Genomic DNA, 25,495 nt, shown 5'->3' on the forward strand with positions numbered 1-25,495 from the left:
ATAATTTAATAAACTTTCTTTGTCAGTTTATCAGCTGTGTATTTTTCATCTGCCTCTTGTATAATCAAAGAAACATTTACATTTTCATTTCCGTCAAATGTCATAGAAAATATCAATAAAGAATTGCTTTCATTTTTCATAGAAAAATAACTTTTATCATCTATCTTTGAAATATTATCAAAAATAAACTCTAAGAAATCAGATTTAAATATTACTGATGAATCTTTATTTACTATTAAGGTAATATCTTTTTCTTCAGAAGTGCCATAATAAATAGATTCCTTTTTACCTTTTCCTTGATATATTCCTTCATATTTTGAAAGTATGCCATTTAAATTATTTACAGGATTATTTTCAGCACAGGAAAATATAAATAATAAAGTTATTAATAATAAATATTTCATTTTTTTAATCATTATAATCATTTTTTTAATTATTATGCTTATATATAATACATTATAATAAAACAAATTAATTATAAAAATGTAATTTTTCAGCTTTTTAAATAATCTATAAATCTTTTAGGAAGATATACATTATCATAATCAGATTTTAAAGCTTCTCTGAAAAGCTCAGCCATTTCTTCAACTTTAAAACCTGCTATGCCGCAGCCTATCTCAGTTACTAAAAACTTCAAATCTTTATGCTCCAAAGTAAATTCCAAAAACTTATCAGCATATTTTTTTATTTCAGATACTGACATTTTACCGCTTTTAGTATAATCGACTGTAGGTATAGCAAAAGTTTTTCCCTGAAGCCCGAATGCCTGTCCGTATACAGCACCGAAATTCATTGCAAATCTGGCAGCTCCTCCGCTATGTGCCCCCTGAGTATTGCTTCCGAATACAAATACTTCATTATCTTTTAATTCTTTTATATTATTAGATGCTATTCTCTCCATAATAAAAACTCCGTATAATTATTATCAAAATAATACAGCAAGAAAATATATTATTATCATCATAACAAAGCTAGTAATAACTATGGATAATATAATATTTTTTATTATTGTATTAATAATGGGGTTATAAGAAAAATCAGCTTTCTTTAAGCCGTAATATAATGCTATAGATAAAAGCAGTATATCATCTAATTTTCCTATAGGTATTCTGTCTGGAATCAAGTCTATAGGAGAAAAAGTATAAATTACAGCCAAAATAAATAAAATCCAATATGTTAATTTATTTTTCTTCTTTTGATGTTTTTTATATGCTTTATACTTTCTGTATATTCCGTCTTCACCTAATATTTCAATATCTTCTTCATTTATTTCTGCATAATATTCTTTATTATTCTTATTTTCCATAAAAATTTAAAACTTTATTTCATTATAAAACTATTAAAGCATAAAAATTATCATAATATTTTATAATTATATAATATATGCATAAATAGTCAATTAATAATATTCAAAAGAAAAATTTTATAAGTCTTATAAAACAAAAAATATTTTTTATTATTGATTTTATAATATCAATCTGTTAATATTAACAGAAAATCTTATTTTGATTCTAAATAATTTTTATAAGTAATCTAAAGGAATTTTTATGAGTAATTTAAAGAAGTTAAAAGACGAATACCTTAATATGTTAAAAAACAATATTATACCATTTTGGCTAAAGAACGGACTTGATAATAAATACGGAGGATACTATACAGCATTAGACAGAAAAGGCGGTATTATAGAAACTGATAAATCTGTATGGTTTCAAGGAAGATTTGCTTGGGTATTATCAACTCTTTATGCTGACTTTGAACAGAAACAGGAATATATTGATGCGGCAAAATCAGGAATAGATTTTTTAGAGAAATATTGTTTTGACAGAGCAGGCGACGGAAGAATGTTTTTCAGAGTTGCAGAAGACGGAAAGCCTATTATAAAGAGATTAAGATACTACTATTCAGAAACATTCTGCTTAATAGCTATGGCTGCATATTCAAGGGCAAGCGGAGATAAAAGCTATATTAAAAAGGCGAGAGATATATTAGATAATATAGACAGATATCAAAAAGACAAACTTCTAATACCTAAATTCAATTCAGAAAACAGACCTTCTATAGCTTTCGGACCTCCTATGATAATGCTTGCTACTATTCAGGAATTAAGAAAGGCGGATTCTGAAAATAAAGATTATTATAATAAATACATAGATAATCTTCTATCTAATATACAATTATTCTTATACGAAGATAAAAAAGCAGTACTTGAACAATGCAATGCAGACGGCACTTTGCAAGATCATTTTGAAGGAAGATTATTAAACCCAGGCCATGCTATAGAATCATCATGGTTTATATTAAGAGAATCAATAGAGAGAAATCATAATGAAAAATTAAAAGCATTAGGACTTAAAATATTTGATTGGATGTGGGAATGGGGCTGGGATAAAGAGTACGGCGGTATTATTCAATATATGGATGTACTTGGAAAGCCTAAAAGCGAATATCATCATGATATGAAATTTTGGTGGCCTCAAACTGAAGCTGCCATTGCTGCTTTATACTGCTATTATTTTACTAAGGATAATAAATATTTAGAAAAACATAATATGGTTAAAGAATATACTAAAAAATTCATTGATGAAAAATACGGCGAATGGTTCGGATATTTACATAGAGACGGCAGAATATCCACTGACTTAAAAGGAAATATGTATAAAGGACCTTTTCATATACCTAGAATGTATATGAAATGTGCTGAAATAATAGATGCTATTAATAATTTTTAATAAAAATATAATTATTTAATAAATACTATACTTTTATTTGAATTACTTTTAAAATAAGTTTTATAAAAGGCTAATTTAATAAAATTTATAAATACTTTTTATATAATAAAATATATTTGTAATTTAAATTACTATAAGTTAAAATAATATCACATTTTCATTTTAAGGTTTTTATATAAAAATGTATGTAATTGATAATATAAAAAATACAATTATAAAAGGCGATTCGATAGAAGAATTAAAAAAAATACCAAATGACAGCATAGATTTAATATTTGCAGACCCTCCTTATTATATGCAGACAGAAGGAGAACTTTTAAGAACTAATGGAAGTAAATTTAATGGCGTTGATGATGAATGGGATAAATTTGACAGCTTTGAAGATTATGATAATTTTTCTGCTAATTGGTTAAAAGAATGCCGAAGAATATTAAAAATTACAGGAAGTATTTGGGTGATAGGTTCATTTCAAAATATATTCCGAATAGGAAAAATAATGCAGGATTTAGGTTTTTGGATATTAAATGATATAATATGGAGCAAAACTAATCCTGTTCCAAATTTCAAAGGCACTAGATTTTGCAATGCTCATGAAACACTAATATGGTGCGGTAAAAACAAAAATACAAAATATACTTTCAATTATAAAACTATGAAGCATTTAAATAATGATAAACAAGATAAAAGTGTTTGGAATATATCTCTTTGTACAGGAAATGAAAGATTAAAAGATAAATATGGAAATAAAGTACATTCTACGCAAAAACCTGAAGAACTTTTATTTAAAATTATTCTTTCTTCTTCAAAACCTTATGATATAGTATTAGATCCTTTTTTTGGGACAGGCACTGCAGGTGCTATTGCCAAAAAATTATCAAGAAATTATATAGGAATAGAAAGAGAGGATAAATATATTTATTATGCTAAAGAGCGTATAAAAAATACAGAGATAGAAATGACAAATTTAATAAATCTTGATTATGAAGTAAAACCTCCTAAAGTATCTATAAAGGCTCTTATAAAAAAAGGATATTTAAAGCCTAATCAAAAGCTATATACAAAAAAAGGAGATGAAATTTGTCAATTAAAAGAAAATGGAAATGTTGAAAATGAACTTGGAAATTTTTCTATACATCAAATGAGTGCTAAATTACAGAATTTATCAAAATATAATGGCTGGAATTATTTTTATACATATTATAACGATGCATTTATGCCTATAGATGAATTAAGATACATTTATGCAGGGGATAATAATGAATGATAATATTAATATAAAAAATATTATAAATGAAGCAGTATGCAATATTATAAAAAAATCAAGCAGTAAAGATAAAATAGATAAACTTAATTCTAAACATAATCTAAAAATGCATTTCATACCAAAAAGATATAGAATATTCGGCGGATTACTTCAAAGTATGAATATACAATTCGGAAATTTTATTGAAGAGCTTATGAAAATAATAATATCTAATGAAGAAAAGTATAAAATTATAGATGAATACAGCGGTAAGAAAAGCAATAAATTTAAAATTTCTAAGTCTAATGAAACTAGAATAGATAATTATATAACAGATTGTCAAACTGCTTTCAATACTTATGAGCAATTGGAAAATGCATTTAAGAATTTGCAAAAAGAAATACTAAATGATATAAAAAATAATACAGAAAATATAAATAATTCATTTGAACATGATATAGATTTGCTTTTTGAAGATAAAGAAACTAGTATTATTTATTATCTTGAAATTAAATACAATGATGATCATGATACTGGTAAATTTGTAGATATTAATAGAAAATTTATAAAGACTTTTGCATATCTTTCTAATGAGTTTAAAACAAGAAAAATTATGCCTATTTTGTTTTTCTTTAATAATAAAAAAATGAAAGGCAACATTTATATACCAGAAGATTCAAACATAAGAAGAGGTAAAAAATTCTTTGATGAGTTTTTATCAATAAACTATGATAATATAGATAATTATTTACAAAATCTATCTGAGAGCATTGAAGTACTAAAAATGTTTGATGATTTATACAAAAAAATTATGAGCATTAAATAATAATTAATTTAAATATATTGATAATAAAAGATACATTTTATTTTTATAAGGAAGTTTATGTCATCTTTAAGAAAGGAATTAGAAAAAAGAGAATTTGAAACTTTAGATTTGTTTACTATTTCTTTTTCTTTATTTAGATATAATTTTGCTAACTTTTTAATATTAGCTTTAATATATTCTCTGCCTTTAATATTAATAGGAATATATTTTCCTATACCAGCCATTGATGCTGCAAATATGAAAAATTTGAATGAATTGGCTGATTGGTTAAGAAATGATGCTGCAATTGGCTTTTATATAAATATATTATTTTCTTGGTTTTTAGATACTATATCTGTTATATCGGTATCATTATTAACAGAGAGATTAATTTATGGAAGTATTAAAAGTGCTTCTTGGGCTATTATAAAAAGTTTTAAATTTTTAATTCCTGCATTATTTACAGCTTTTATATATTTTGTATTGGTATTTCTAGGGCTTACATTTTTTATAGTTCCAGGTATAGCATTAATAGTATTTTTTGTATTTTTCAAAAATATTTGTACTTTAAGGCATACTTGGGGAATAAATGCTTTAAGATATTCATATTACTTAGTAAAGCCGAAATTTTTTAAAACATTATTTATATTGGGATTTATATTCTTTTTTCAGCAGGTATTTGCAATAACATTTTTTCCAGCTTCTATAGAAAATAGAGAGAATTTATTATCATTTTTTATTGCTATGATAGTACTTCATATATTTGATATATATTTTAAAATTATTATTGCCTTATTCTTTTTAAATAGGGATTATATAAGCAGCATATATGTATATGATGAAGATAAAGAAGATGATAAAGATAATAATAAAGACAAAGAAGATAATATAAAATAAATGCTGTACAGATTTTATATTTAATTACTGCTTAAATATTAATTATTATAAACAGCGAAACTAATTGTCAGCTATTTATGAAGCAATTTAATAATTATTATTTAATTATTCTTCAATTATTATTTAATTATTCTTCAATTATTATTCCTGCAAATCAATAAATATAGTATAAAAAGCACATATATCATCATTTTCATCATAAGCAAAATATGAAGGATAATAACCGTCTCCATAACCGCTTGAAAATAATACTATATTCAAATCACTTTCAGGAATATTCCAATTAAGCCAATCGCCATATTGAGACTGATATTTAGGATTTTTTTTAGCATTATCTTCTAATAAATCTGCAAATAAATCATCATATCTATTGTCAAAATTTCCTCCGCTTTCTTCTTCAAGTTTTTTTTCATATTCCAAATATTTTTTAGCCGCCTCATAATCGCATACACAGCCCATACCAGCATCTACAGGATATCCGAAAAAATCTCCTTCTTCTGCTTCAGATAAATTTTCTTCGCCAGATACAGCAAGCTCATATCTTTTAGGCTTATTATCAGAGAAAGAAACTTTAATCATAGAAATTCTCTCTTCATCTTTTATTATAAGAAGAGTTACTTTATACTTATCAGGTTTTACAGTTTGAATAAAAGGAGAAATGTCATCTTCATATAAATAAGCTAAAGGATCGCAGGCTATTATTTTTCCTGTTGTTAAATTAATTTCCCCTATATCCAATATATCAAGTTCTGTATCATTAAATTTTTTATCTCTAAAAGGCTTATCCAAATCAAAATTAGGTACAAGCAAATGCTTTACTTTACTAAATTCTTTTTCAAAATTTTTGTTCATATTCTTTTCCTTGTATTTTACTCCAATATTTTTTATATGCTGTATATGTATTCCTATATGTCCAATACCTAATATTACAGCAGAAATTAAAAGATATATATTTTTTCCATATATAGCAAGCATTAAAAATGACATAATAGGCAGAATGAAAATTCCTATATAAAAAATTAAGAATCTTCTGTAAAAATCTGATAGTTTTCTTTCACTATAAAAATAGCGTATCCAACAGTATTCATACATAAGCATTAATAAAAATGCCGAAATAAGATAATAAGTATGATTTGTATTAGAATTATCAAAAATTAAAAGACATATTGTAGTTAAAAATTGCCCTAATCTTTCAAGTATCTTTAATATTTTATTTTCATTTTCACTTTCAAAAACATATTTATAAGGCTTTTTAATTAAATAAATAATATTTGGTATGAATAGTAATATCAAAAATATAAGTCCTATATACGAAAACTTTAAATGCTCTATCATTGCCATATTTCTTTAATATTCTTAAATATAGGAAATAATAAGCTTATTTTTTAGATAATGCAAATATATTAAATCTTAATTCATTATTTGAATATCCTTTTACATTTTGCTCTTCAATAATAATTTTTCTAAAACCTAAATGTGATATATAACTAAATATTTCTTCTTCACTGAAAAATAAATGATTTAAATATGAGTATTTTTTTTCATATTCTTCTTTAGTCATTCCAGCCATTCTAATTTTATGGTATTCGCTCTCTTTTTCTATGTTATTTAAATCCAATAATACTAAATCCCCATTTACTTGAAGCAAATTATATAACTTATCAATAAGTAAGAAAGCATACTCTTTATTTTTAAAATACTGAAAGGCACTATTTGAAAATATTAAATCAAAATAATCATTTTTGTATAATCTATCAATATCAATAGCCTCTATACAATTAAAGTTTTCCGCATTAAAAATAAGTTTAGCTATATTTATAAGATTTTGAGAATAATCTATACCATATATTTTTGATTCTTTATTTAATAAAGATTCCATAGCTTTTAAAAAAGCTCCTGCTCCACATCCTATTTCTAATATACTTTTTTTATTATTAATATCATTAACACTCATACAAACATGTTTTGCATACGCTACCCAACTATCAGCATCTAGTACTTTACCAGATGAATCAAAACCATCAATAGATATTAAATCTGATAGAGTTAAATTAGAATAATCAATATCTTTTCCTTTTTTCTCCCAAATATCTTTCCACATATTTATTATCCTTTGGTTTTTATTATAAATTTATAATGAATAAAAAATAGAAAATACAAAAAAGATACTGCATTTTTAGATGCAATAGCAAAATATAAATTTATCCCAGATGAATAATATGATTTTATATTTTTTATAAAAATTAGACTGTAGACTGTAGACTGTAGACTGTAGACTGTAGACTGTAGACTTATAATAATCATATTTTTATTATATAATACTAACCTATTAATGTCAATAAATGAGTATTAATTATAAATAAAAAATTAAACTTACTCTATATTATCTACATTTCTAGCAGCAACTATATCAACGCCTGCAGCATTTTTTACTACAATATCTCCAATATGAATAGGAGCTTTAACTTCTACAGTTTTCAAAGCCTCAAGACATTCATTAATTTTTGCTTTGTCTATAGGCTCTTTAGTTTTTACTGGAAGCATTTTTAACTTTCCGTTTTTTACTTTTACTATAGAAGTAACCATTCTTACAGGATGTACTATTTCATCTCTGGCATAAGTTTCGCCTCTTTTGCAGGTATTACCTATTATACTCATAACTTTAGTTCCTTCCAACTCTACAGACAAATCACAGCCCATAGGACAGCATATACAAGTTAATTCTTTTTTTTCCATATTAATTTTATTTCCTTTTATTTTTCTTTAATACTACTATTTATTTTTCTTTAATTCTTTAATTCTATAATTCTATAATTCTATAATTTTTAGTTATTATAATTAATTAAATAAACTCAAATCAGCCATCATATTTTTAAGCATTATTTCAATTCTAGGAATATGCTCAGCTATAGTAAAACCTACAATTTCTTTCTCTTTTGCAATATCATTTATAATTCTTACAGCTTCATTTATTTTCATTCCATTAGGGACAACGCCTACAGCTGCTATTATTTCATTAGGATCAAGCACATCCAAATCAAAATGTATTAAAATTTTGTTAACTTTTAATTCTTTAATCCATTTTATTATACATTCGCTTGAACTTTCTGTTTCTTTAGGCGAGAAATGTTTTATTCCGTACTCTTTTTGACGTTTTTTTATCTCATCTCTTTCCCAATCTCTAAGACCTACAAATAATATTTTATCAGGCGAAATTCTGCTTGGAAGCATAGAGCTTATATTTTTATCAGCGTACCCCATTAAGGCACTAACTGCCATAGCATGATATCCTGCATAAGTATTATCTTCAGGCAAAGTAATATCAGGGTGAGCATCTATCCAAATTACAGCTGTATCATTATCATATTTTTTATTTAAGTATGTAAAAGGCACTGCACTTACAGAACATTCGCCTCCGAAAGTTATTATTTTATCAGGATTATTTTTATTTAAAATATCCAATGCATTTTTAGTCTGAGATAATATAAAATCATAGTCTATAATACCGTTTTTTATTTCTCTGTTTTCTATATCCAAAGAAACAGGCACTTCTATACTTTTATGATTATCATTTTGAGGTGCAAGTATGCTTAGCAATTTCGCTCCTATATAATAACCTCTTGATGAGTCTTCTGGCTTTAATTCTTTTATCCAATTAGATATTATGCCTCCCTGCCATTGAGGATAAATTAATCTTATAGTTTTATTCATTAATCATCTCCTAAAAATTAATTATCTTCTATTTTAAATTCTATAGTTTTCAAATCTTTTTTTGACAGCATAGCCTTATCAAGCTTCACAGTTTCCATTTCTCCAGGAGCAAATATCAAATGCTTTTTATGTATCAGTCTCTCGCCGTCAAAATAAACATTTAAAAATTTATTTTTAAATATACTGCTTACTCTAAATCTTACCATAACATAATCATCTATATTCTGCGTATTAATCATAGAAGGAACAGTATATCTTACTCCGCTTGAACATTTCAAAGAAATTGAGATTTTATCATCTTTTCTTTTATTTTTAAGAACATAAGAAGCAGCACTTCTTCCTGCAGTTTCAGCTTCCTCAGATACGAAATCAACTAAATCATGAACATGAAGTACATTGCCGCAGGAAAATACTCCGTCAATATTAGTTTCCAAACTTTCATTAACTATAGCACCTGAAGTTATAGGATTAATATCAACATTAATTCCCTTTGAAAGCTCATTTTCAGGTATAAGCCCTACAGATAAAAGCAAAGTATCGCAGGAGTAATATTCTTCAGTACCTTTAATAGGCTTCATATTCTCATCAACTTTAGCTATTGTAACGCCTTCAAGCCTGTCTTTTCCTTTAATATCAATAACTGTATGACTTAATTTTAAAGGTATATTAAAATCGTCCAAGCATTGAACTATATTTCTTTTAAGCCCTCCTGAAAATGGAAGTATTTCAGCTACTACTTTTACTTTAGCACCCTCAAAAGTCATTCTTCTAGCCATAATAAGACCTATATCACCTGAACCAAGTATAACAACTTCTTTTCCGGGCATATATCCTTCAATATTAACTAAATGCTGAGCAGCACCCGCAGAAAATATACCTGCAGGTCTGAATCCGGGTATATTCAAAGCCCCTCTTGAACGCTCCCTGCAGCCCATAGCAAGTATTACGGTTTTAGTATTTATATCAATTAAGCCTTCTTCTTTATTTATATATGTGATTTTTTTTGTTTTATCATCATTAACAGCTATATCCAAAACCATAGTATTAAGTTTATAGCTTATATTCAAATTAATAAGTTTTTCTATAAATCTATAAGCATATTCAGGTCCTGTAAGCTCCTCTCCAAATCTATGAAGCCCAAAGCCGTTATGTATGCATTGATTGAGTATGCCTCCAAGTACTTCATCGCGTTCAAGCATAAGCAAATTATCTATGCCGTTTTCTTTTGCAGAAATAGCTGCAGCAAGTCCTGCAGGTCCTCCGCCTATAACAACTACATCATAATACTGCATTTTTACTCCTTATTATATCCTATAACTATTTCAGAACCTTTTCCGCATTTAGTAATAGTTATAGGAGAAACATTAAGCTCGCGTGCTAATATCTCTATTATTTTAGGAGAACAAAATCCTCCCTGACATCTTCCAAGCCCCGCTCTTACTCTTCTTTTTACTCCGTCAATAGATTTAGCTCCTATAGGGTTTTTTATAGCTTCTATTATCTCGCCTTCAGTAATTTTTTCGCATCTGCATATTATATGTCCGTATAAAGGATTTTCTTTTATAAGTTTATTTTTCTCATCATTGGAAAGAGAATTAAAATGAGTTATACCCTTTCTTGTTTCTATAAAATTTTCTTTCTTTTCAAAATTAGCTTTTTTGCTTACAATATCAGCTACCATAACACCAATGGCAGGAGAAGATGCAAGACCTGGGGATTCTATTCCTGCACAATCGAAAAATCCTTCGCAGTCTTCAAGTTCTTTTATTATAAATTCATGATTATCCTCATGAGGACGAAGCCCGCAGAATGAAGTAATAACTTTATTATAAGGAATATTTTTTACAGTCATTTTTGATTTTTCTATAATCTGATTAAGCCCATCGGCAGTTGTATTTAATCCCTCTTTATCTTCTATATCAATAGCAGTAGGACCGAGCATTATATTGCCATGAGCTGTAGGAGTAACCAAAATACCTTTTCCAAGTTTTGTAGGAAGTGCAAATATTGTTGAAGTTACTAAATTATTAACTTCATTATCAAGAAGTATATAATCTCCTCTTCTTGGAGTAATATGTATTTTATTTTTACTCATCATATTATGAAATTTATCAGCATAAACACCAGCAGCATTAATAATATACTTTGCTTTTATGATTCCATTATTAGTTTCTGCCTCAAATGTTCCGTCTGAAAGTTTTTTAATATTAATAACTTCAGTATCAAATTTAAACTCCGCTCCATTAGCATAAGCATTTTCAGCATAAGCAATATTCAAAATAAAAGGATCCACTATACCGCTTGTAGGAGCATATAATGCGGCATATATATTATCATTAATATTAGGTTCTTTTTTATGAACTTCATCTCTGCTTAATATTTGAAGCCCCTCAGCTCCATTTTTTATTCCTCTTTCATATATAGCCGTCAAATTAGGCATATCTTCTTCATTACTGCATACTACCAAAGCACCATTTCTTCTAAAAGGCACATCAAGATCATTCGCTATTTTTTCCATCATCTTATTGCCTAAAACATTAAGTTTAGCCATAAGCGAACCTTCCTTAGCATCAAAGCCTGCATGCACTATTCCGCTGTTTGATTTTGAAGTGCCTGAACAAACATCCTCTCCCCTTTCAGCTACGCATATACTTGCCTTATATCTTGAAAGCTCTCTAGCAGATGAAGTGCCTGATACTCCTGCTCCTATTATTAGTATATCATACATAATATATATTCCTTTATTTTTTTAATTATAAAGCCCAGTCTCTTGATCTCTCAACTGCTTTTTTCCAGCCCATATATTTTTTATTTCTATCTTCTTCAGAAAGCGAAGGATTAAATTCCCTCTCTAATTTCCAGCTGTCTGCAATCTCATTTTTATCTTTCCAAAATCCTACAGCAAGCCCAGCCAAATAAGCAGCACCCAAAGCAGTAGTTTCTATAATTTTAGGGCGAAGAACATTTGTATTTATAATATCAGATTGAAACTGCATTAAAAAATTATCTCTGCATGCTCCTCCATCAACTTTTAATGAAGAAAGTTTTACTCCGCTGTCTGCCGCCATAGCGTCTATAACATCTTTACTTTGATATGCAATAGCCTCTTCGGCAGCTCTTATTATATGGCTTCTATTAACTCCTCTGGTAATGCCTATCAAACAGCCTCTTGCATACATATCCCAATAAGGAGCACCAAGCCCTGCAAATGCAGGCACTAAATAAACGCCGTTTGTATCTTTTACTTTTGATGCAAAATATTCAGTATCTTTTGCATCATTAAGAAGTCTCAATTCATCGCGAAGCCATTGTATAACAGCACCCGCTATAAATACAGAACCTTCCAAAGCATATTCTATTTTTCCTTTATATCCTATACCTATAGTAGTAATAAGTCCGTTTTTGCTTAATATAAAATTCTCTCCTATATTCATAAGGATAAAACTTCCTGTACCATAAGTATTTTTAGTATCCCCTTTATTAAATCCAGCCTGTCCGAATAATGCCGCCTGCTGATCTCCTGCTATTCCTGATATAGGTACTTCCTTTCCATTAATATTAGCATATCCGTAAATGCAAGAAGAATCTTTTACTTCGGGAAGCATACTTATAGGTATATTCAATTCTTTTAAAATATTTTCGTCCCATTTAAGTTCTTTAATATTATATATCATAGTTCTTGATGCATTAGTATAATCTGTAATATGAACTTTACCGCCTGTTAGCTTCCATACAAGCCAAGTATCTATTGTACCGAAAAGTAATTCTCCTTTATCAGCCTTTTCTCTGGCGCCTGAAACATTATCTAGTATCCATTTTATTTTAGTGCCTGAAAAATAAGCATCAATCACCAAACCTGTATTTTCTCTTATATATGAATCAAATCCTTTTTTCTTTAATTCATCGCATATATAAGCTGTTCTTCTGCATTGCCAAACTATAGCATTATAAATAGGCTCTCCTGTATTTTTATCCCATACAACAGTAGTTTCTCTTTGATTTGTAATACCTATAGCTGCTATCTCTTCAGGCTTAATATCTGCAATCTGTATAGCTTCCTGCAAAACTCCGAACTGAGTAGCCCAAATTTCAGAAGCATTATGCTCAACCCAGCCCTCATTAGGATAAATTTGCGTAAATTCTTTCTGGGCAGAAGATACAATATTCTGATAATAATCAAATACTATAGCTCTGCTGCTTGTTGTGCCTTGATCTATTGCAACTACATATTTTGCCATAATTAAAACTCCTTTATAAAATTTATTAAATTTTATTTTTTAGCAAATATTCTGCCTATTGTAAAATCATAAATAATAGCTCCTAATACACCTCCGACTATAGGGGCAATTACAGGAACAAGCCATATATTAGAAGCATCGGTAAATCCGTTATTTTTAAACCCTGCTGCTGCAGCAAAAAGTCTTGGTGCTAAATCACGGGCAGGATTAATAGCATATCCATGCATAAACCCAAATGACATGCCAATAGCAATAATTATTAAGCCTACGATTATAGGACCTAAATTAGAGCCTGCAGGAATGTTATCTGCATCTCCTGTAGCTAATATTAAAAATACCAAAAGAAATGTTCCTACTACTTGGTCTACAAAACCATATAAAAATCCTGAAACTGCAGGAAAAGTTGCAAATACTCCTGCTGTATTTTCAAAATAAGGGTCTATTTCTATCCATTTTCCATAATAAACAGCAAATACTATAGCAGCACCGATAAAAAATCCTATCATCTGAGCTAATATATAATACCAAACCTTAGCCCATTGAAATCTCCCTGTTGCAGCTAATGCCAATGTAACAGCAGGATTCAAATGTGCTCCGCTTATTTTTCCAGATGCATATATTCCAAATGTTACAGCTAATCCCCAAGCTATATGTATATTAATAGCCGCACCATTACTGCCTATAACTACAGAAGCAACAACTCCTAAGCCGAATAATGCTATAATCATAGAGCCTATTATTTCTGATAAAAATTCATATCTTTTCCTATACACAATGCTATCCTCCGTAAAATATAATTTTTTAATTGATTCCGCCTACTGTATAATGCTCGCATACAGGACATTTATTAGGAGATTTTTCCTCATTATGAATATATCCGCATTTATGACATTGCAGTTTTGATGAATGACTTTCATCTCCTTTTAAAAAATTTTCAAACATTATCTTATGTATGCCTTCTATATTGGCTACTTGTTCAAATAATACAGCAATATCATTAAAGCCTTCTTTTTTAGCAATTTCTGCAAAATTTAAATACATCTCTGAAGATTCATAAGTTTCTCCATTAATAGTATCAATTAAATTCTCATCTTTAGATAAAATTCCATAATAATGCTCAAACCATAATTTACCATGCTCCCTTTCATTTCTTGAGGCTTTCTCATAAGCTAATGCTAGATTCTCCATTCCCTCCTCTCTGGCTTTTTCAGCATAATAAAGATATTTGCATACTGTAACAGCTTCATTAATAAAAGCTTTTTTTAGATTTTCTGCTGTTTTTGAATTTTTTAATTCCATTTTTATTGCCCCCAATATTTTTATTTTTTCTGATATAATAAATAGTATAGAAATTTTATTATGTATTACTATAAAAATCTATTTTTTTATTAATATTATTGATATATAAATTGAGTTAATAATATATTAAAATTTGAATATTTTAAATAAAAAAATTAAATATATATTTATTATTTTTATTATGTTTATTTATTATTATTATAAAGAATAATTACGCATAAAAAAGCAAGCAATGATAGGAAAGCACCTCCCAAACCAACCCATTTTAATCCGTAATTATCAAATATGACGCTTCCTATAAAAGAGCCTAATGCTATGCCGAAATTAAATGAAAAAGAGTTATTTGATGAAGCTAATGTCATACAGGAAGGATATTCTATTTCTGTGAAATTTAATATATTAAGCTGTACAGGAGAGTTCATTAAATACATCAAAAAACCTATTATCAATATAATTAAAGCAGAACTTAATGGATTATTAAAAGCAATAGGTAAAAATATCATGCATAAAAACTGAGCTGCAAAAATAAATCTTAATTTATATATGCCTTTATGTTCAGCTAATTTTCCAGAAAGTAAATTACTGAAAAAAACTGAAATGCCGAAAATAAATAAAGTAAGGCTGATATACTTATTGGGTATATGAACATAATTTAAAAATATAGGCTTTAAATAAGTATAAAGAACATAAGAAGATGCTGCTCCGAACAGTATTGTAAATGTACTTAATATAAATCTTATATCTTTAAATATAATAAACTGTCCTATCAATTTAACTTTATGAACAGATGTATTTTTAGGCAGACTAAAAAACATCATAATAAGTATTAAAGCACTAAAAACGGATATAAATATAAATGATGCCCTCCAGCCGAATTTATAGCTTATAGAAGTGCCTATTGGAACTCCGAATATAGATGCTATGCTGAATCCCGAATAAATCCAAGCCACAGTCATAGGTCTTTTTTCCTTTGATACTATATATGGTGTGAATGAAATTGAAACTGATATTAAAGCTCCTGATATTACTGCTATAATCATTCTTACAATAACTAAAAAGCTATAATTAAAAGCTAATGAGCATAAATAATTACCAATTATAAATAAAATGCCTGCTGATATTATAAAATGAAATCTATTGAATTTTCCCGCAATAGCTGCAGAAAACGGAGTAAATACAGAATATGATAAGGCAAACATAGATACCAAACTTCCAGCCTTAACTTCTGTAATTTTTAAACTTTCAGATATATCGGTTAAAACACCTATTACTATAAACTCGCTTGTTCCTAAAGCAAAACTTAAAAGAACTAAAGAAATTACTGCTAATGATTGATTTGTTTTTATAATATTTTCGCTATTATTTATTTTATTAATATCGTACAGCATAAATTACTCTAAAAAAATTATAATTAGTTTTATATCATTTTTTGAAAAAAATTCAATTATAATATACAATTTATTAAATTATATTTATAAAAAATGGAATAAGTTAATGGAAAAATCGCAAAACAATAATTTGTCAGGATATTTAAAATTGGCAAAAGAAAAAGAAGAGGCAGGAGAGTATAAGGAAGCTTTGCAGTATTATGAAAAATCTATAGAAGAAGATCCTAATAATATAGAAGCATATTTCGGATGGAATCTTATAAACTCATATATAGAGATAGGAAAAGAAGAAAATAAATATCAAGTAAAAAATACATACCATACTAATAAGCATATAGAACTTCTAAATGTATTTAATAATTTATTAGATAATGATGAAATAAACTGATTATTTTTTTACTAACAAATACAAAAAAATTGATTTTTTAATCACAAATTATATAATATACATATAAAAAATTAAGTATTAATTTATTTTTATAAAACACTTATTACATATAGATTGAATACAGAAATATTAATATTTTATATATCTGAGTTCTATAAATATAATATAAAATTTTTAGAAACAGACTTTTTATAAAAAATAAAAAACAGGAGAAATTTAATGAGTTCAGTAGATGAATTAGAAAAAAAAGCTAAGAAATGCAGACAAATACTTTTGAAAATGGTTTATGATTCTAAGAATGTGGCTCATCTCGGCGGATCATTATCTGCTATGGATATGTCAGTAGCTGTTTATGACAGATATATTAATGATTTGAAAGATCCTAATAGATCCCGTTTTGTTTTATCAAAAGGACATGTAGTTGTTATGCAGTATGCTATATTAGCAGAAAAAAATATTATTTCTATGGAAGAATTAAAAACTTTAAAGCATATAGGCACTCATTTACAAGGACATCCTGATATTAATAAAATACCTGAAACAGAAATGAATACAGGTCTTTTAGGTCAGGGGCTTGCTGTAGCTATGGGTATGGCTTATGCTAGAAAAATCAATAATAATAAAAATAAAATATTTGCTTTATGCGGAGATGCTGAAATGCATGAGGGACAAATTTGGGAAACTATTCAGCAGGCGGCACATTTCAAATTGGATAATCTCATAGCTATTATAGACAATAACGGCTTATCTTCGCATGATCCTGTTAATGATGTAATAGATTTGGGTTCATTAGAGGATAAATTTAAAAGCTTTAATTGGAATGTTATAACTGTAAAAGACGGAAATAATATGTCTGAAATAGTAGAAGCTTTAGATAATATGGATAAATTAAGCGGAAAACCTGCAGCCATTATTATGAAAACAATAAAAGGAAAAGGTGTTTCTTTCTTAGAAAATAATCCGAATTGTCATTCTCTCACTATCAATGATAAAGATTATGAACAAGTAAAAAAAGATTTAGATATGTAAATAATTATTTAAGGAATGAAATTTATGATAAAGATAGAAAAAACTTCTGCTCCTAGAGCAATAATAGGAAAACATTTAACAAGTTTAATAGAAAAAAATAATAAAATTATAGTTATAGATAATGATTTGGGTACTTCTACCTCTTCTGCCGATGTAGCAAAAACATTTCCTAATAATTTTTGGGAATTGGGAATAGCCGAGCAAAGTTCTTTAAGTGCTGCAACAGGCTTAGCTTTGGAAGGAATGCTTCCTGTATATGTTAATTTTGCTATATTTGCTACAGGCACTGTATGGACGCAAATAAGACAGGCTGCGTATGCTAAAGCTAATGTAAAAATAATAGCAACTCACCCAGGTTTAGATGCAGGTCCTGACGGAGCAAGTCATCAGGCTACTCAGGATATGGCTTTAATGCGATGCATACCGAATATGAATATACTGCTTCCTTTAGATGAAAATGATGTTAAATCTGCTGTTAATTATGCTTTAAATAATAAAGGATTATATTATGTAAGAGTTTCAAGAGAGCCTGTACCTATTATATATAATTCTCCTAAAGAGGCTGATTTTGATATTAATAATAAAGTTATTAATTCAACAGGAGATGATGTTGCTTTATTCTTTGACGGTTCTTCTTTTGAACAAGCTATAGCTTCTGCTAATCTTTTAGAGGAAAATAATATTAAATATCATTTGATACATGTGCGTTCTTTAAAACCATTAGATACTAAAAATATATTAGAGTATGCAAAAAAAGTAAAATGTATTGTAACTTTAGAAAATCATAGTATTATAGGCGGATTAGGAAGTGCTTTTGCAGAAGTTCTTGCCGAACATACAAATACTGCCCCTTTAAAAATAGCAGGCTGTCAAGATACATTTACAGAATCAGGAAAATCTGCAGATCTTAAATTAAAATACGGCGTATCAGCTCAAAATGTTTTAGAAAAAGTTAGAGAAGTTATCAAATAATAATATATTTATAGCTTAGAAAATTATTCATAAATATAAAAAAGAGGATATTTTATCATATCCTCTTTTTTTAAAATCAAAAAATAATTATTATTTTTTCACTGCTTTTTTTACAGCCTTTTTAGAAGCAGGCTTCTTTTTTTCTGCTGTATTTTCACCTTTTTTATCAAGTTCAGGTAAAAGAAGTTCTGCTATTTGAACTGCATTTGTAGCAGCACCTTTTCTTATTTGGTCTCCTGCACACCAAAATGTAAGTGAATTTTTAGCACTAATATCTTCTCTTATTCTTCCTACATATATATCGTCTTGATTAGATGTATATAAAGGCATAGGATATTTAAACTTTAAAGGATCATCAACTACTTTTACTCCTTTAGCTTTAGATAATAATTCTCTAGCCTTTTTAACAGTAATTTTTTTGTCAGTTTCTATAGTAATAGATTCGCTATGGCTTCTAATAACAGGAACTCTTACACAAGTACAGCTTATCTGCATATCAGGAGAATGAAGTATTTTTCTTCCTTCATTTGTCATTTTAAGCTCTTCTTTAGTATATCCGTTTTTATCAAAAGAATCTATCTGCGGTATCAAATTGAAAGCTATTTGATATTTAAATACTTTATTAACCAGCTTTTTACCTGCTGTATAATCTTTAATCTGCTGTTCTAACTCTTCCATACCATCTTTGCCTGCACCTGAAACAGCCTGATAAGTAGAAGCTATGATTCTTTTTATCTTTCCGAATTTATGAAGCGGTGCTAATGCCGTCAAAGCTATTATAGTAGAACAATTAGGATTTGATATTATTCCTTTATGAAGCTTAATATCTTCAGGATTAACCTCAGGTATAATAAGAGGAACATTTTTATCCATTCTAAATGCACTGCTGTTATCTACAACTATGCTTCCAGCTTTAACAGCCAAAGGAATTAATTTCTTGCTTAAATCCGAATCAACAGCAGCTAATACAATATCCATATTATTAAATGAATCTTTAGATGTTTTTTCAATCGTATATTCTTTGCCGTTGAATTTAACTTTTTTTCCTGCTTCCCTATTTCCAAGAAGTCTTAATTCATTAATAGGAAATTTTCTTTCTTCAAGTACTTTAAGCATCTCCTGTCCTACTGCACCTGAAGCCCCTAATAAACATAAATTTACTTTTTTCATACTGCATACCATTATATTATTTAATTATTTTTATTGATATATAATATAATGATTATACATTAAAATCAATTAAAAAATAATATTTTATTTTTAATATATTTTATTAATTTTTTAGCAAAAAAATGTAAATTTTTAGTAAAAAATTAGTAAAATTAATTGACATTATTATAAAATTAGCCTATAATAATAAATGTAAAGATAATTTACTTACAATAAAGTTATATTTACAAAAAAGAAAAAAAGGAGAATATTATGACTAGCGTAAAAAAAATTATATCAATACTTTTTGTTTTATCAATATGTACAGGAGTTTTAACAGCACAGTATTATAACGGACAGGGAGGATATCAGGATTCTTATCAGCAAGATGGAAATCAGCAGGGCGGATATCAAGATCCTTATGCTCAGCAAGATGGAAGTCAAAATCAGCAAGGAGGATATCAGCAGGGAGGCGGTCAGTATGGTTATGGAGTTCAATTATCATCTATTCCTCAGAATGCACAAAATTTTATAAAACAGCATTTTGCTAATACACAAGTGACATTTATAGAAAGAGATTGGGACGATATAGAAGTTTATTTAGCAAATGGAATTCAAATAGAATTCTTCCCTAACGGAGATTGGAAAGAAGTTAAAGGTTATGGAAATGTACCTTCTACTATACTTCCTCCTAATGTTATGAATACTGTAAAAAGAACTTATCCTAATGCTGCTATAGTAAAAATAGAAAAACAATTTACTATTTTTGAAGTAAAATTAAATAATATGATGGAATTATATATTGATAATAACGGACAGCTATTAGGTCAGAAATGGGACGACTAATATAATTAAATAAAAATTAAAAAATAAAGGATAAAAATATGAAAAAATTAATTTGCTTATTGTCGGCTTTAACAGTTTTAAGTACCTCAGCTTTATTTGCTGATTGGTATGTACCTCTTAATCAAGTTCCTCAGGCTGTAATAGCAACAGCTAAAAGAACTTATCCTCAGGCAGAAATATGGGCTGTTGAAATGGAGCATTTCAATGTATATAAAGTAAAGATGAATAATATGATGGAATTATACATTGATAAATCAGGTCAGTTATTAGGTCAGGAATGGGACAATTGATTTCAAAGCAGCATAAGAATTTCATATATTAAGAACAGGGGAAATAAAAAATCCTCTGTTCTTTTTTATTAATTAAAATTTACTGCATATTTTTTTGCTTTACTTTTTATATTTGATTATATTAAATATCGCACATAAATTATAAAAATTATGAGCGTCTGACATTCACAGAATGGCAGAGTATCAAAGCTCATAATTTTTATTAGCAATAATAAAAGAAATAAAAATATATATTTAATATACTTAAATAAAATTATTATATTAATAACTTTATTCAAGTTCGTATATCTTAAAAAATTCACTCAGTATAGTATGCATAATTATTCTTTTTTTATCATAATCTAAATTTCTAGTAAGTTCTATACCGAAAGCCTCTATATTCTTTTTAGCAGCATAAAATGTAATAGTTGTAGGCATAGGATAATACATTTGCCTGAATTTGAATTTCATAGGCTCTATTCTTGAATTTATATTATTTAACACTTTAATAACTTTATCATCTAGTTTTCTGCTGTCATATATAATAGAATCCCCGAAAAATTCTTTAAATCCGTTTCCTTCATGAAGAGTTAGTACAACATCTATATCATATTCATCTAGCATATTCATATATTCTTTTGCTAATTTATCTGTATCAGTTCTGCTGATTTTTTTATCGAAAAATCTATTATTTATATCTAAGCCTTCTATAGCTCTTTTATTTAATCTGTATGCTTCAGGCACAGCAATAGGCACTATTGTAATGCTTCCTCTTTTTATAGGCATATTAATTCTTTCCATAGCAACATCAGTGCCTACTCTTTCACTGCCATGAGGAACTATCAAAAATATATTAGGTCCTTTTTTAGGATGCACAACTCTGTATATTGTATTTTCATTTTTTGTGCCTTCCATTATTTTAAAATTATATCTGTCTATATCTTCATTTAAATGATTAGCAACTTCATTTTCTAATTGTCTTGAAACATTTTCAATCAAAGAGCTTTCATTTTCTGTGATTTTATAAGGACCATTCAATATCGGCATCACAGAAGTTTTATGATGAGGTTCTAAAAAATAACTTACACCCAAAGAATTTTCAGGCGTAATTTTTACAGCATTATTATATGTGATAACAGATATTTCATTATTATAAGATATAACAGCAAAAGATTTTCCCTTAAAATTATAACTTTTTTTTTCTTTAGTTATAGTCATCTGCACATCATCATTATGCTTGCTTTTTATATAAATATAGCCTGATTCCAAATTAAATTTATCATTTTCATAAGTGAGTTTTGAACTAGGCATAAGTATAATTGATTTTTCCCCATTATCTATTACAAGATAGGATTCTTCTTTTGTCGATATAGAGAAATAATCATTTGGAAAACTTTTTTTAACATCAGTATCTGCATATTCTTCATTTACTACTACAGATGCAGTGCCCTGTCTTGATATTACTTTAAAATTATTTGCAAATAAAGAAGAACTCAATACAGCAGCTATTATTATTATATATTTATTCATAGAAAAAAACCATTAATCAAAAGTATCGTTTTAATTATCGTTCAAAAATAAAAATGCTTTAAATAAAATATTTTTAATATTAATTATACTGAATTTTATTAGATATTATTTTGTAATTTTATCATAGCTTTACATATTATTTTTTAATCAATATTTATGCTTTTACTATAAATATGAATATTTTACTATAAAGATAAATAATAGAAATAAAATTTAAATAATAGAAATAAAATTTAAATAAAAACAGTAAGAATTATTTTTTTTAAGTATTCAAAACTTGATAAATATACCCTAAACTAAAGTGTTTTTCATAATAAAAAAATGATAGAAAAATATAAAGCGATTATTTAATAGTTTCTTTTTAGAAAGGATAAATGATTAATGTTAGATGAAAATATAATTAATGATATAAAAAAATTATACTATTTGGTTCAAGAGAATTGAATAGAGAAAATATAATTCTGATGTATATTTGGCTGTAATTGAAGAATTTGATTTTTTATTTTCTGGAATATTAAAAGATGAGTTTTAAAATTTACCAACTCTTTTGAAATTCTATGTTATTTCTTATAATGATATTGATAATAAAAAATTAATAGAAGATATAAACAAATACAAAAAAATATCAATAATCAAAAGCATCTTCATCTATATCCATATAGCTGGAATAATTAGCCTTTTCTTTAATAAGCATTAATTTTTTAGGTATTTCCATTAAAAATGATGAGGGAATCTGCTCTGCTATACCAGTGTTTATTCTTCGTCTTTTAGAATATGTTAAATAAAGTTTTCTTCTAGCCCTTGTTATTCCAACATAGCAAAGTCTTCTCTCTTCATCGATTCCTTTTTCTTCCTCAAGCGAAAAATAATGAGGAAAAACGCCCTGCTCCAAACCTGTAATAAATACAATATCAAATTCCAATCCCTTAGCATTATGAATAGTCATAAGAGTTACATAATCTTCCTTTTCATCATCTGTATTTATATCTCTGTAAAGAGTATTCTCTTCAAGAAATGTTATAAGAGATGCATTAGGTTCTGATGCCTTATAATCATAAAAACCTCTAAAAAGCTCTTTAATGTTTTCTTTTGCTGTTATTATTCTTTCATCTCCGTCATTTTTAAATATTGAAAAATAATCTATATCGTTTAAAAAATTAAAAAATAAAGACTCTATATTAATGCCGTCTTCATTGATAATATCCTCTTTTATTTTTACAGCATATTCTTCTATAATCATTTTATATTGTTTTATATTTGAAGAAGTTTTTTTAGTCAAACCAGCTTCATCAATATAATCTATAGCTTCATAAAGACTTATTTTCCTAGTACCAGCAAAAGTTTCAAAATTGCTTAGGCTCTTTTCTCCTATTCCCCTAGGAGGTACATTGATAGTTCTTCTTACACTGAAATTATCACCGAAACCTGTCATAAGTCTCAAAAAAGAAATAGAATCTTTTATCTCAATGCGTTCAAAAAATCCTACTCCTCCTATTATTTTATAATTAATAGAATGAAGTTTTAATTCTTTTTCATAAGCCCTAGACTGACTATTAGTTCTAAATAATATTACAATATCTTTAGCCTCAAAACCATTATCAAATAAATATTCTATTTCATTAACTACACTTCTAGCCTCTTCTAAATCATTATAGCAAATCCAATTTTCTATTTTAAACTCATTAGGTTTTTTAGAAAATACATTTTTTTCATGCCTGTCAGTATTATTTTTTATTATGCTTAAAGCAGCCTTAACAATATCTTTGGGACATCTGTAATTTTCTTCAAGACGAACTATTTTAGTATTAGGATAATCTTTTTCAAAATCGAGTATATTTAAAACATTAGCACCTCTGAATGCATATATGCTTTGATCATCATCGCCTACAACAGTTAAATCATTTCCTGCATCCTGAGTTAATAGTTTTATAAGTTTATACTGCTGATAATTAGTATCCTGAAATTCATCTGCCAAAATATATTTAAATCTGTTTCTGTAATAATTCAAAACTTTTTTTTCCTGCTCAAATAATTTTATAGTATTAAGTATAAGATCATCAAAATCCATAACATTTTCATTAAGCTCATATTCAATATATTTTTTATAAACATTTTCAAAAATATCCCTGTCAAAAACAATACCGTCTTTCATTTCACTTTTTACATTCGATATAAATTTAGCAATCAATTTTGCTGTTATGCTCTTTGGAACTTTCTCTTCTTTCATTATTTTTTTTACGGCAGATAATTTATCATTTTCATCTAAAATAAGAAAATTAGATTTATATCCTAAAAAATGCGAGTTTTCTTTAAGTATTCTAAGACATGCAGAATGAAAAGTCCTTATAAATAATCTGCTGGGCTTAATATCAGGAAGCAGACTGCATACTCTCTGCTTCATTTCATAAGCAGCTTTATTCGTAAAAGTAACAGCCAATATATTTTCAGGAGGAACTCCAAGCACATTAATAAGATAAGCTATTTTTCTAGTAATCACTAAAGTTTTTCCGCTTCCAGCTCCTGCAAGTAAAAGCAAAGGACTTCCCGTATGAAGAATCCCTTCCCTCTGAACTTCGCTCACATTTTCAAGTATATCCATAAATTGAACCTTTATTAAAACTTATTTTAGAAAAGTTGATTAATTATATTGTATATTTATTATATATACAACTTTTTTTGCTAAAAAAGATTCAAAAAGATTTACTACTTAAAATTTCTTCAGCATCAAATTCTTTAATTATAAAATTATCAAAGTCTTCCTCATTACATGCAAAAGATTCTTTAAATATATAATTTTCAAAAATATTTATATTTAAGAATGTAGTATTTTTAAATGAAACATCACTGCTTTTATTTTTTAAATTTTCAGCAATTTTTTTATGATATTTATTTTCTTTTTCTGTATATCTTTCTTTACTGTAAACTAATATGTAGTGTACATTTATTAAAGAAAACTGCAAATTTGTTATTATTTCTAAATCTCTTAATAAAATATAAGTATC

26 protein-coding genes are annotated in these 25,495 nt (G+C 27.2%); 9 read left to right on the forward strand and 17 right to left on the reverse strand.

Going from position 1 to position 25,495, the window contains the following annotated elements:
• Positions 1-5: 5 nt before the first annotated feature.
• The 3 genes from QZ288_RS00155 to QZ288_RS00165 form a co-directional block, all read right to left on the reverse strand.
• Positions 6-404: a hypothetical protein gene (locus tag QZ288_RS00155; RefSeq protein ID WP_295153689.1), complete on the reverse strand. Its 399-nt coding sequence runs from the start codon at positions 402-404 to the stop codon at positions 6-8.
• A gap of 89 nt (positions 405-493) precedes the next feature.
• Complete coding sequence (locus tag QZ288_RS00160; protein WP_295153691.1) at positions 494-901, reverse strand: hypothetical protein; 408 nt, start codon at positions 899-901, stop codon at positions 494-496.
• 24 nt (positions 902-925) lie between these two features.
• Positions 926-1,306, reverse strand: coding sequence for a DUF1232 domain-containing protein (locus QZ288_RS00165; RefSeq protein ID WP_295153693.1), 381 nt, complete (start codon positions 1,304-1,306; stop codon positions 926-928).
• Between the two features lie 241 nt (positions 1,307-1,547).
• On the opposite strand from QZ288_RS00165, the gene QZ288_RS00170 reads away from it, so the two are divergent.
• The 4 genes from QZ288_RS00170 to QZ288_RS00185 all read left to right on the forward strand — a co-directional run bounded on the left by QZ288_RS00170 (position 1,548) and on the right by QZ288_RS00185 (position 5,674).
• Positions 1,548-2,729: an AGE family epimerase/isomerase gene (locus QZ288_RS00170; protein WP_295153695.1), complete on the forward strand. Its 1,182-nt coding sequence runs from the start codon at positions 1,548-1,550 to the stop codon at positions 2,727-2,729.
• Positions 2,730-2,910: 181 nt separating this feature from the next.
• The gene (locus tag QZ288_RS00175; protein ID WP_295153697.1) at positions 2,911-3,993 is read left to right on the forward strand and encodes a site-specific DNA-methyltransferase; all 1,083 of its coding nucleotides are present in this window, start codon (positions 2,911-2,913) and stop codon (positions 3,991-3,993) included.
• A complete protein-coding gene (locus tag QZ288_RS00180) occupies positions 3,986-4,798 on the forward strand; it encodes a HinfI family type II restriction enzyme (RefSeq protein ID WP_295153699.1) in 813 nt (270 codons plus the stop codon). Before QZ288_RS00175 ends, QZ288_RS00180 begins: the two co-directional genes overlap by 8 nt.
• Positions 4,799-4,855: 57 nt before the next feature.
• The gene (locus QZ288_RS00185) at positions 4,856-5,674 is read left to right on the forward strand and encodes a hypothetical protein (RefSeq protein ID WP_295153701.1); all 819 of its coding nucleotides are present in this window, start codon (positions 4,856-4,858) and stop codon (positions 5,672-5,674) included.
• Between the two features lie 141 nt (positions 5,675-5,815).
• On the opposite strand, the gene QZ288_RS00190 is transcribed toward QZ288_RS00185, so the two are convergent.
• From QZ288_RS00190 to QZ288_RS00235, 10 genes are all read right to left on the reverse strand, one after another.
• Positions 5,816-6,526, reverse strand: coding sequence for a DUF4241 domain-containing protein (locus tag QZ288_RS00190; protein WP_295153925.1), 711 nt, complete (start codon positions 6,524-6,526; stop codon positions 5,816-5,818).
• A gap of 526 nt (positions 6,527-7,052) precedes the next feature.
• Positions 7,053-7,775 carry a class I SAM-dependent methyltransferase gene (locus tag QZ288_RS00195; RefSeq protein ID WP_295153703.1) on the reverse strand — a complete coding sequence of 241 codons (723 nt, stop codon included), beginning with the start codon at positions 7,773-7,775 and terminating at the stop codon, positions 7,053-7,055.
• A gap of 272 nt (positions 7,776-8,047) precedes the next feature.
• Positions 8,048-8,410: a DUF1667 domain-containing protein gene (locus QZ288_RS00200; RefSeq protein WP_295153705.1), complete on the reverse strand. Its 363-nt coding sequence runs from the start codon at positions 8,408-8,410 to the stop codon at positions 8,048-8,050.
• Between the two features lie 102 nt (positions 8,411-8,512).
• On the reverse strand, positions 8,513-9,385 hold the full coding sequence (locus QZ288_RS00205) for an arginase family protein (RefSeq protein WP_295153707.1): 873 nt from the start codon (positions 9,383-9,385) through the stop codon (positions 8,513-8,515).
• A gap of 17 nt (positions 9,386-9,402) precedes the next feature.
• Positions 9,403-10,677 carry an FAD-dependent oxidoreductase gene (locus QZ288_RS00210; protein ID WP_295153709.1) on the reverse strand — a complete coding sequence of 425 codons (1,275 nt, stop codon included), beginning with the start codon at positions 10,675-10,677 and terminating at the stop codon, positions 9,403-9,405.
• A 2-nt stretch (positions 10,678-10,679) separates the two neighbouring features.
• The gene (locus tag QZ288_RS00215) at positions 10,680-12,113 is read right to left on the reverse strand and encodes an NAD(P)/FAD-dependent oxidoreductase (protein ID WP_295153711.1); all 1,434 of its coding nucleotides are present in this window, start codon (positions 12,111-12,113) and stop codon (positions 10,680-10,682) included.
• A 25-nt stretch (positions 12,114-12,138) separates the two neighbouring features.
• Entirely contained in the window at positions 12,139-13,623 is a 1,485-nt protein-coding gene (gene glpK, locus QZ288_RS00220; RefSeq protein WP_295153713.1) for a glycerol kinase GlpK, read from the reverse strand.
• 32 nt (positions 13,624-13,655) lie between these two features.
• A complete protein-coding gene (locus QZ288_RS00225) occupies positions 13,656-14,396 on the reverse strand; it encodes an MIP/aquaporin family protein (RefSeq protein ID WP_295153715.1) in 741 nt (246 codons plus the stop codon).
• Between the two features lie 28 nt (positions 14,397-14,424).
• Positions 14,425-14,922, reverse strand: coding sequence for a ferritin family protein (locus tag QZ288_RS00230; protein ID WP_295153717.1), 498 nt, complete (start codon positions 14,920-14,922; stop codon positions 14,425-14,427).
• A gap of 185 nt (positions 14,923-15,107) precedes the next feature.
• The gene (locus QZ288_RS00235) at positions 15,108-16,310 is read right to left on the reverse strand and encodes an MFS transporter (RefSeq protein ID WP_295153719.1); all 1,203 of its coding nucleotides are present in this window, start codon (positions 16,308-16,310) and stop codon (positions 15,108-15,110) included.
• Positions 16,311-16,416: 106 nt separating this feature from the next.
• On the opposite strand from QZ288_RS00235, the gene QZ288_RS00240 reads away from it, so the two are divergent.
• From QZ288_RS00240 to QZ288_RS00250, 3 genes are all read left to right on the forward strand, one after another.
• Positions 16,417-16,698 carry a tetratricopeptide repeat protein gene (locus tag QZ288_RS00240; protein WP_295153721.1) on the forward strand — a complete coding sequence of 94 codons (282 nt, stop codon included), beginning with the start codon at positions 16,417-16,419 and terminating at the stop codon, positions 16,696-16,698.
• 219 nt (positions 16,699-16,917) lie between these two features.
• Positions 16,918-17,727, forward strand: coding sequence for a transketolase (locus tag QZ288_RS00245; RefSeq protein WP_295153724.1), 810 nt, complete (start codon positions 16,918-16,920; stop codon positions 17,725-17,727).
• Between the two features lie 24 nt (positions 17,728-17,751).
• Entirely contained in the window at positions 17,752-18,699 is a 948-nt protein-coding gene (locus QZ288_RS00250; RefSeq protein ID WP_295153726.1) for a transketolase C-terminal domain-containing protein, read from the forward strand.
• Positions 18,700-18,789: 90 nt separating this feature from the next.
• Here QZ288_RS00250 and QZ288_RS00255 read toward each other — a convergent pair whose 3' ends face one another.
• On the reverse strand, positions 18,790-19,869 hold the full coding sequence (locus QZ288_RS00255; protein ID WP_295153728.1) for an aspartate-semialdehyde dehydrogenase: 1,080 nt from the start codon (positions 19,867-19,869) through the stop codon (positions 18,790-18,792).
• 252 nt (positions 19,870-20,121) lie between these two features.
• On the opposite strand from QZ288_RS00255, the gene QZ288_RS00260 reads away from it, so the two are divergent.
• Complete coding sequence (locus tag QZ288_RS00260; RefSeq protein WP_295153730.1) at positions 20,122-20,694, forward strand: PepSY-like domain-containing protein; 573 nt, start codon at positions 20,122-20,124, stop codon at positions 20,692-20,694.
• Positions 20,695-20,732: 38 nt separating this feature from the next.
• Positions 20,733-20,984: a PepSY-like domain-containing protein gene (locus tag QZ288_RS00265; protein WP_295153732.1), complete on the forward strand. Its 252-nt coding sequence runs from the start codon at positions 20,733-20,735 to the stop codon at positions 20,982-20,984.
• Positions 20,985-21,254: 270 nt separating this feature from the next.
• Here the strand turns inward: QZ288_RS00265 and QZ288_RS00270 are convergent, their stop codons facing one another.
• From QZ288_RS00270 to QZ288_RS00280, 3 genes are all read right to left on the reverse strand, one after another.
• Complete coding sequence (locus QZ288_RS00270; RefSeq protein WP_295153734.1) at positions 21,255-22,493, reverse strand: hypothetical protein; 1,239 nt, start codon at positions 22,491-22,493, stop codon at positions 21,255-21,257.
• A gap of 625 nt (positions 22,494-23,118) precedes the next feature.
• Positions 23,119-25,092, reverse strand: a complete 1,974-nt coding sequence (locus tag QZ288_RS00275; RefSeq protein ID WP_295153736.1) for a UvrD-helicase domain-containing protein — start codon at positions 25,090-25,092, stop codon at positions 23,119-23,121.
• Between the two features lie 91 nt (positions 25,093-25,183).
• Positions 25,184-25,453, reverse strand: a complete 270-nt coding sequence (locus QZ288_RS00280; protein WP_295153738.1) for a hypothetical protein — start codon at positions 25,451-25,453, stop codon at positions 25,184-25,186.
• Positions 25,454-25,495: the final 42 nt, after the last annotated feature.

It is taken from the genome of uncultured Brachyspira sp. (assembly GCF_910578695.1).
Taxonomy (GTDB): domain Bacteria; phylum Spirochaetota; class Brachyspiria; order Brachyspirales; family Brachyspiraceae; genus Brachyspira.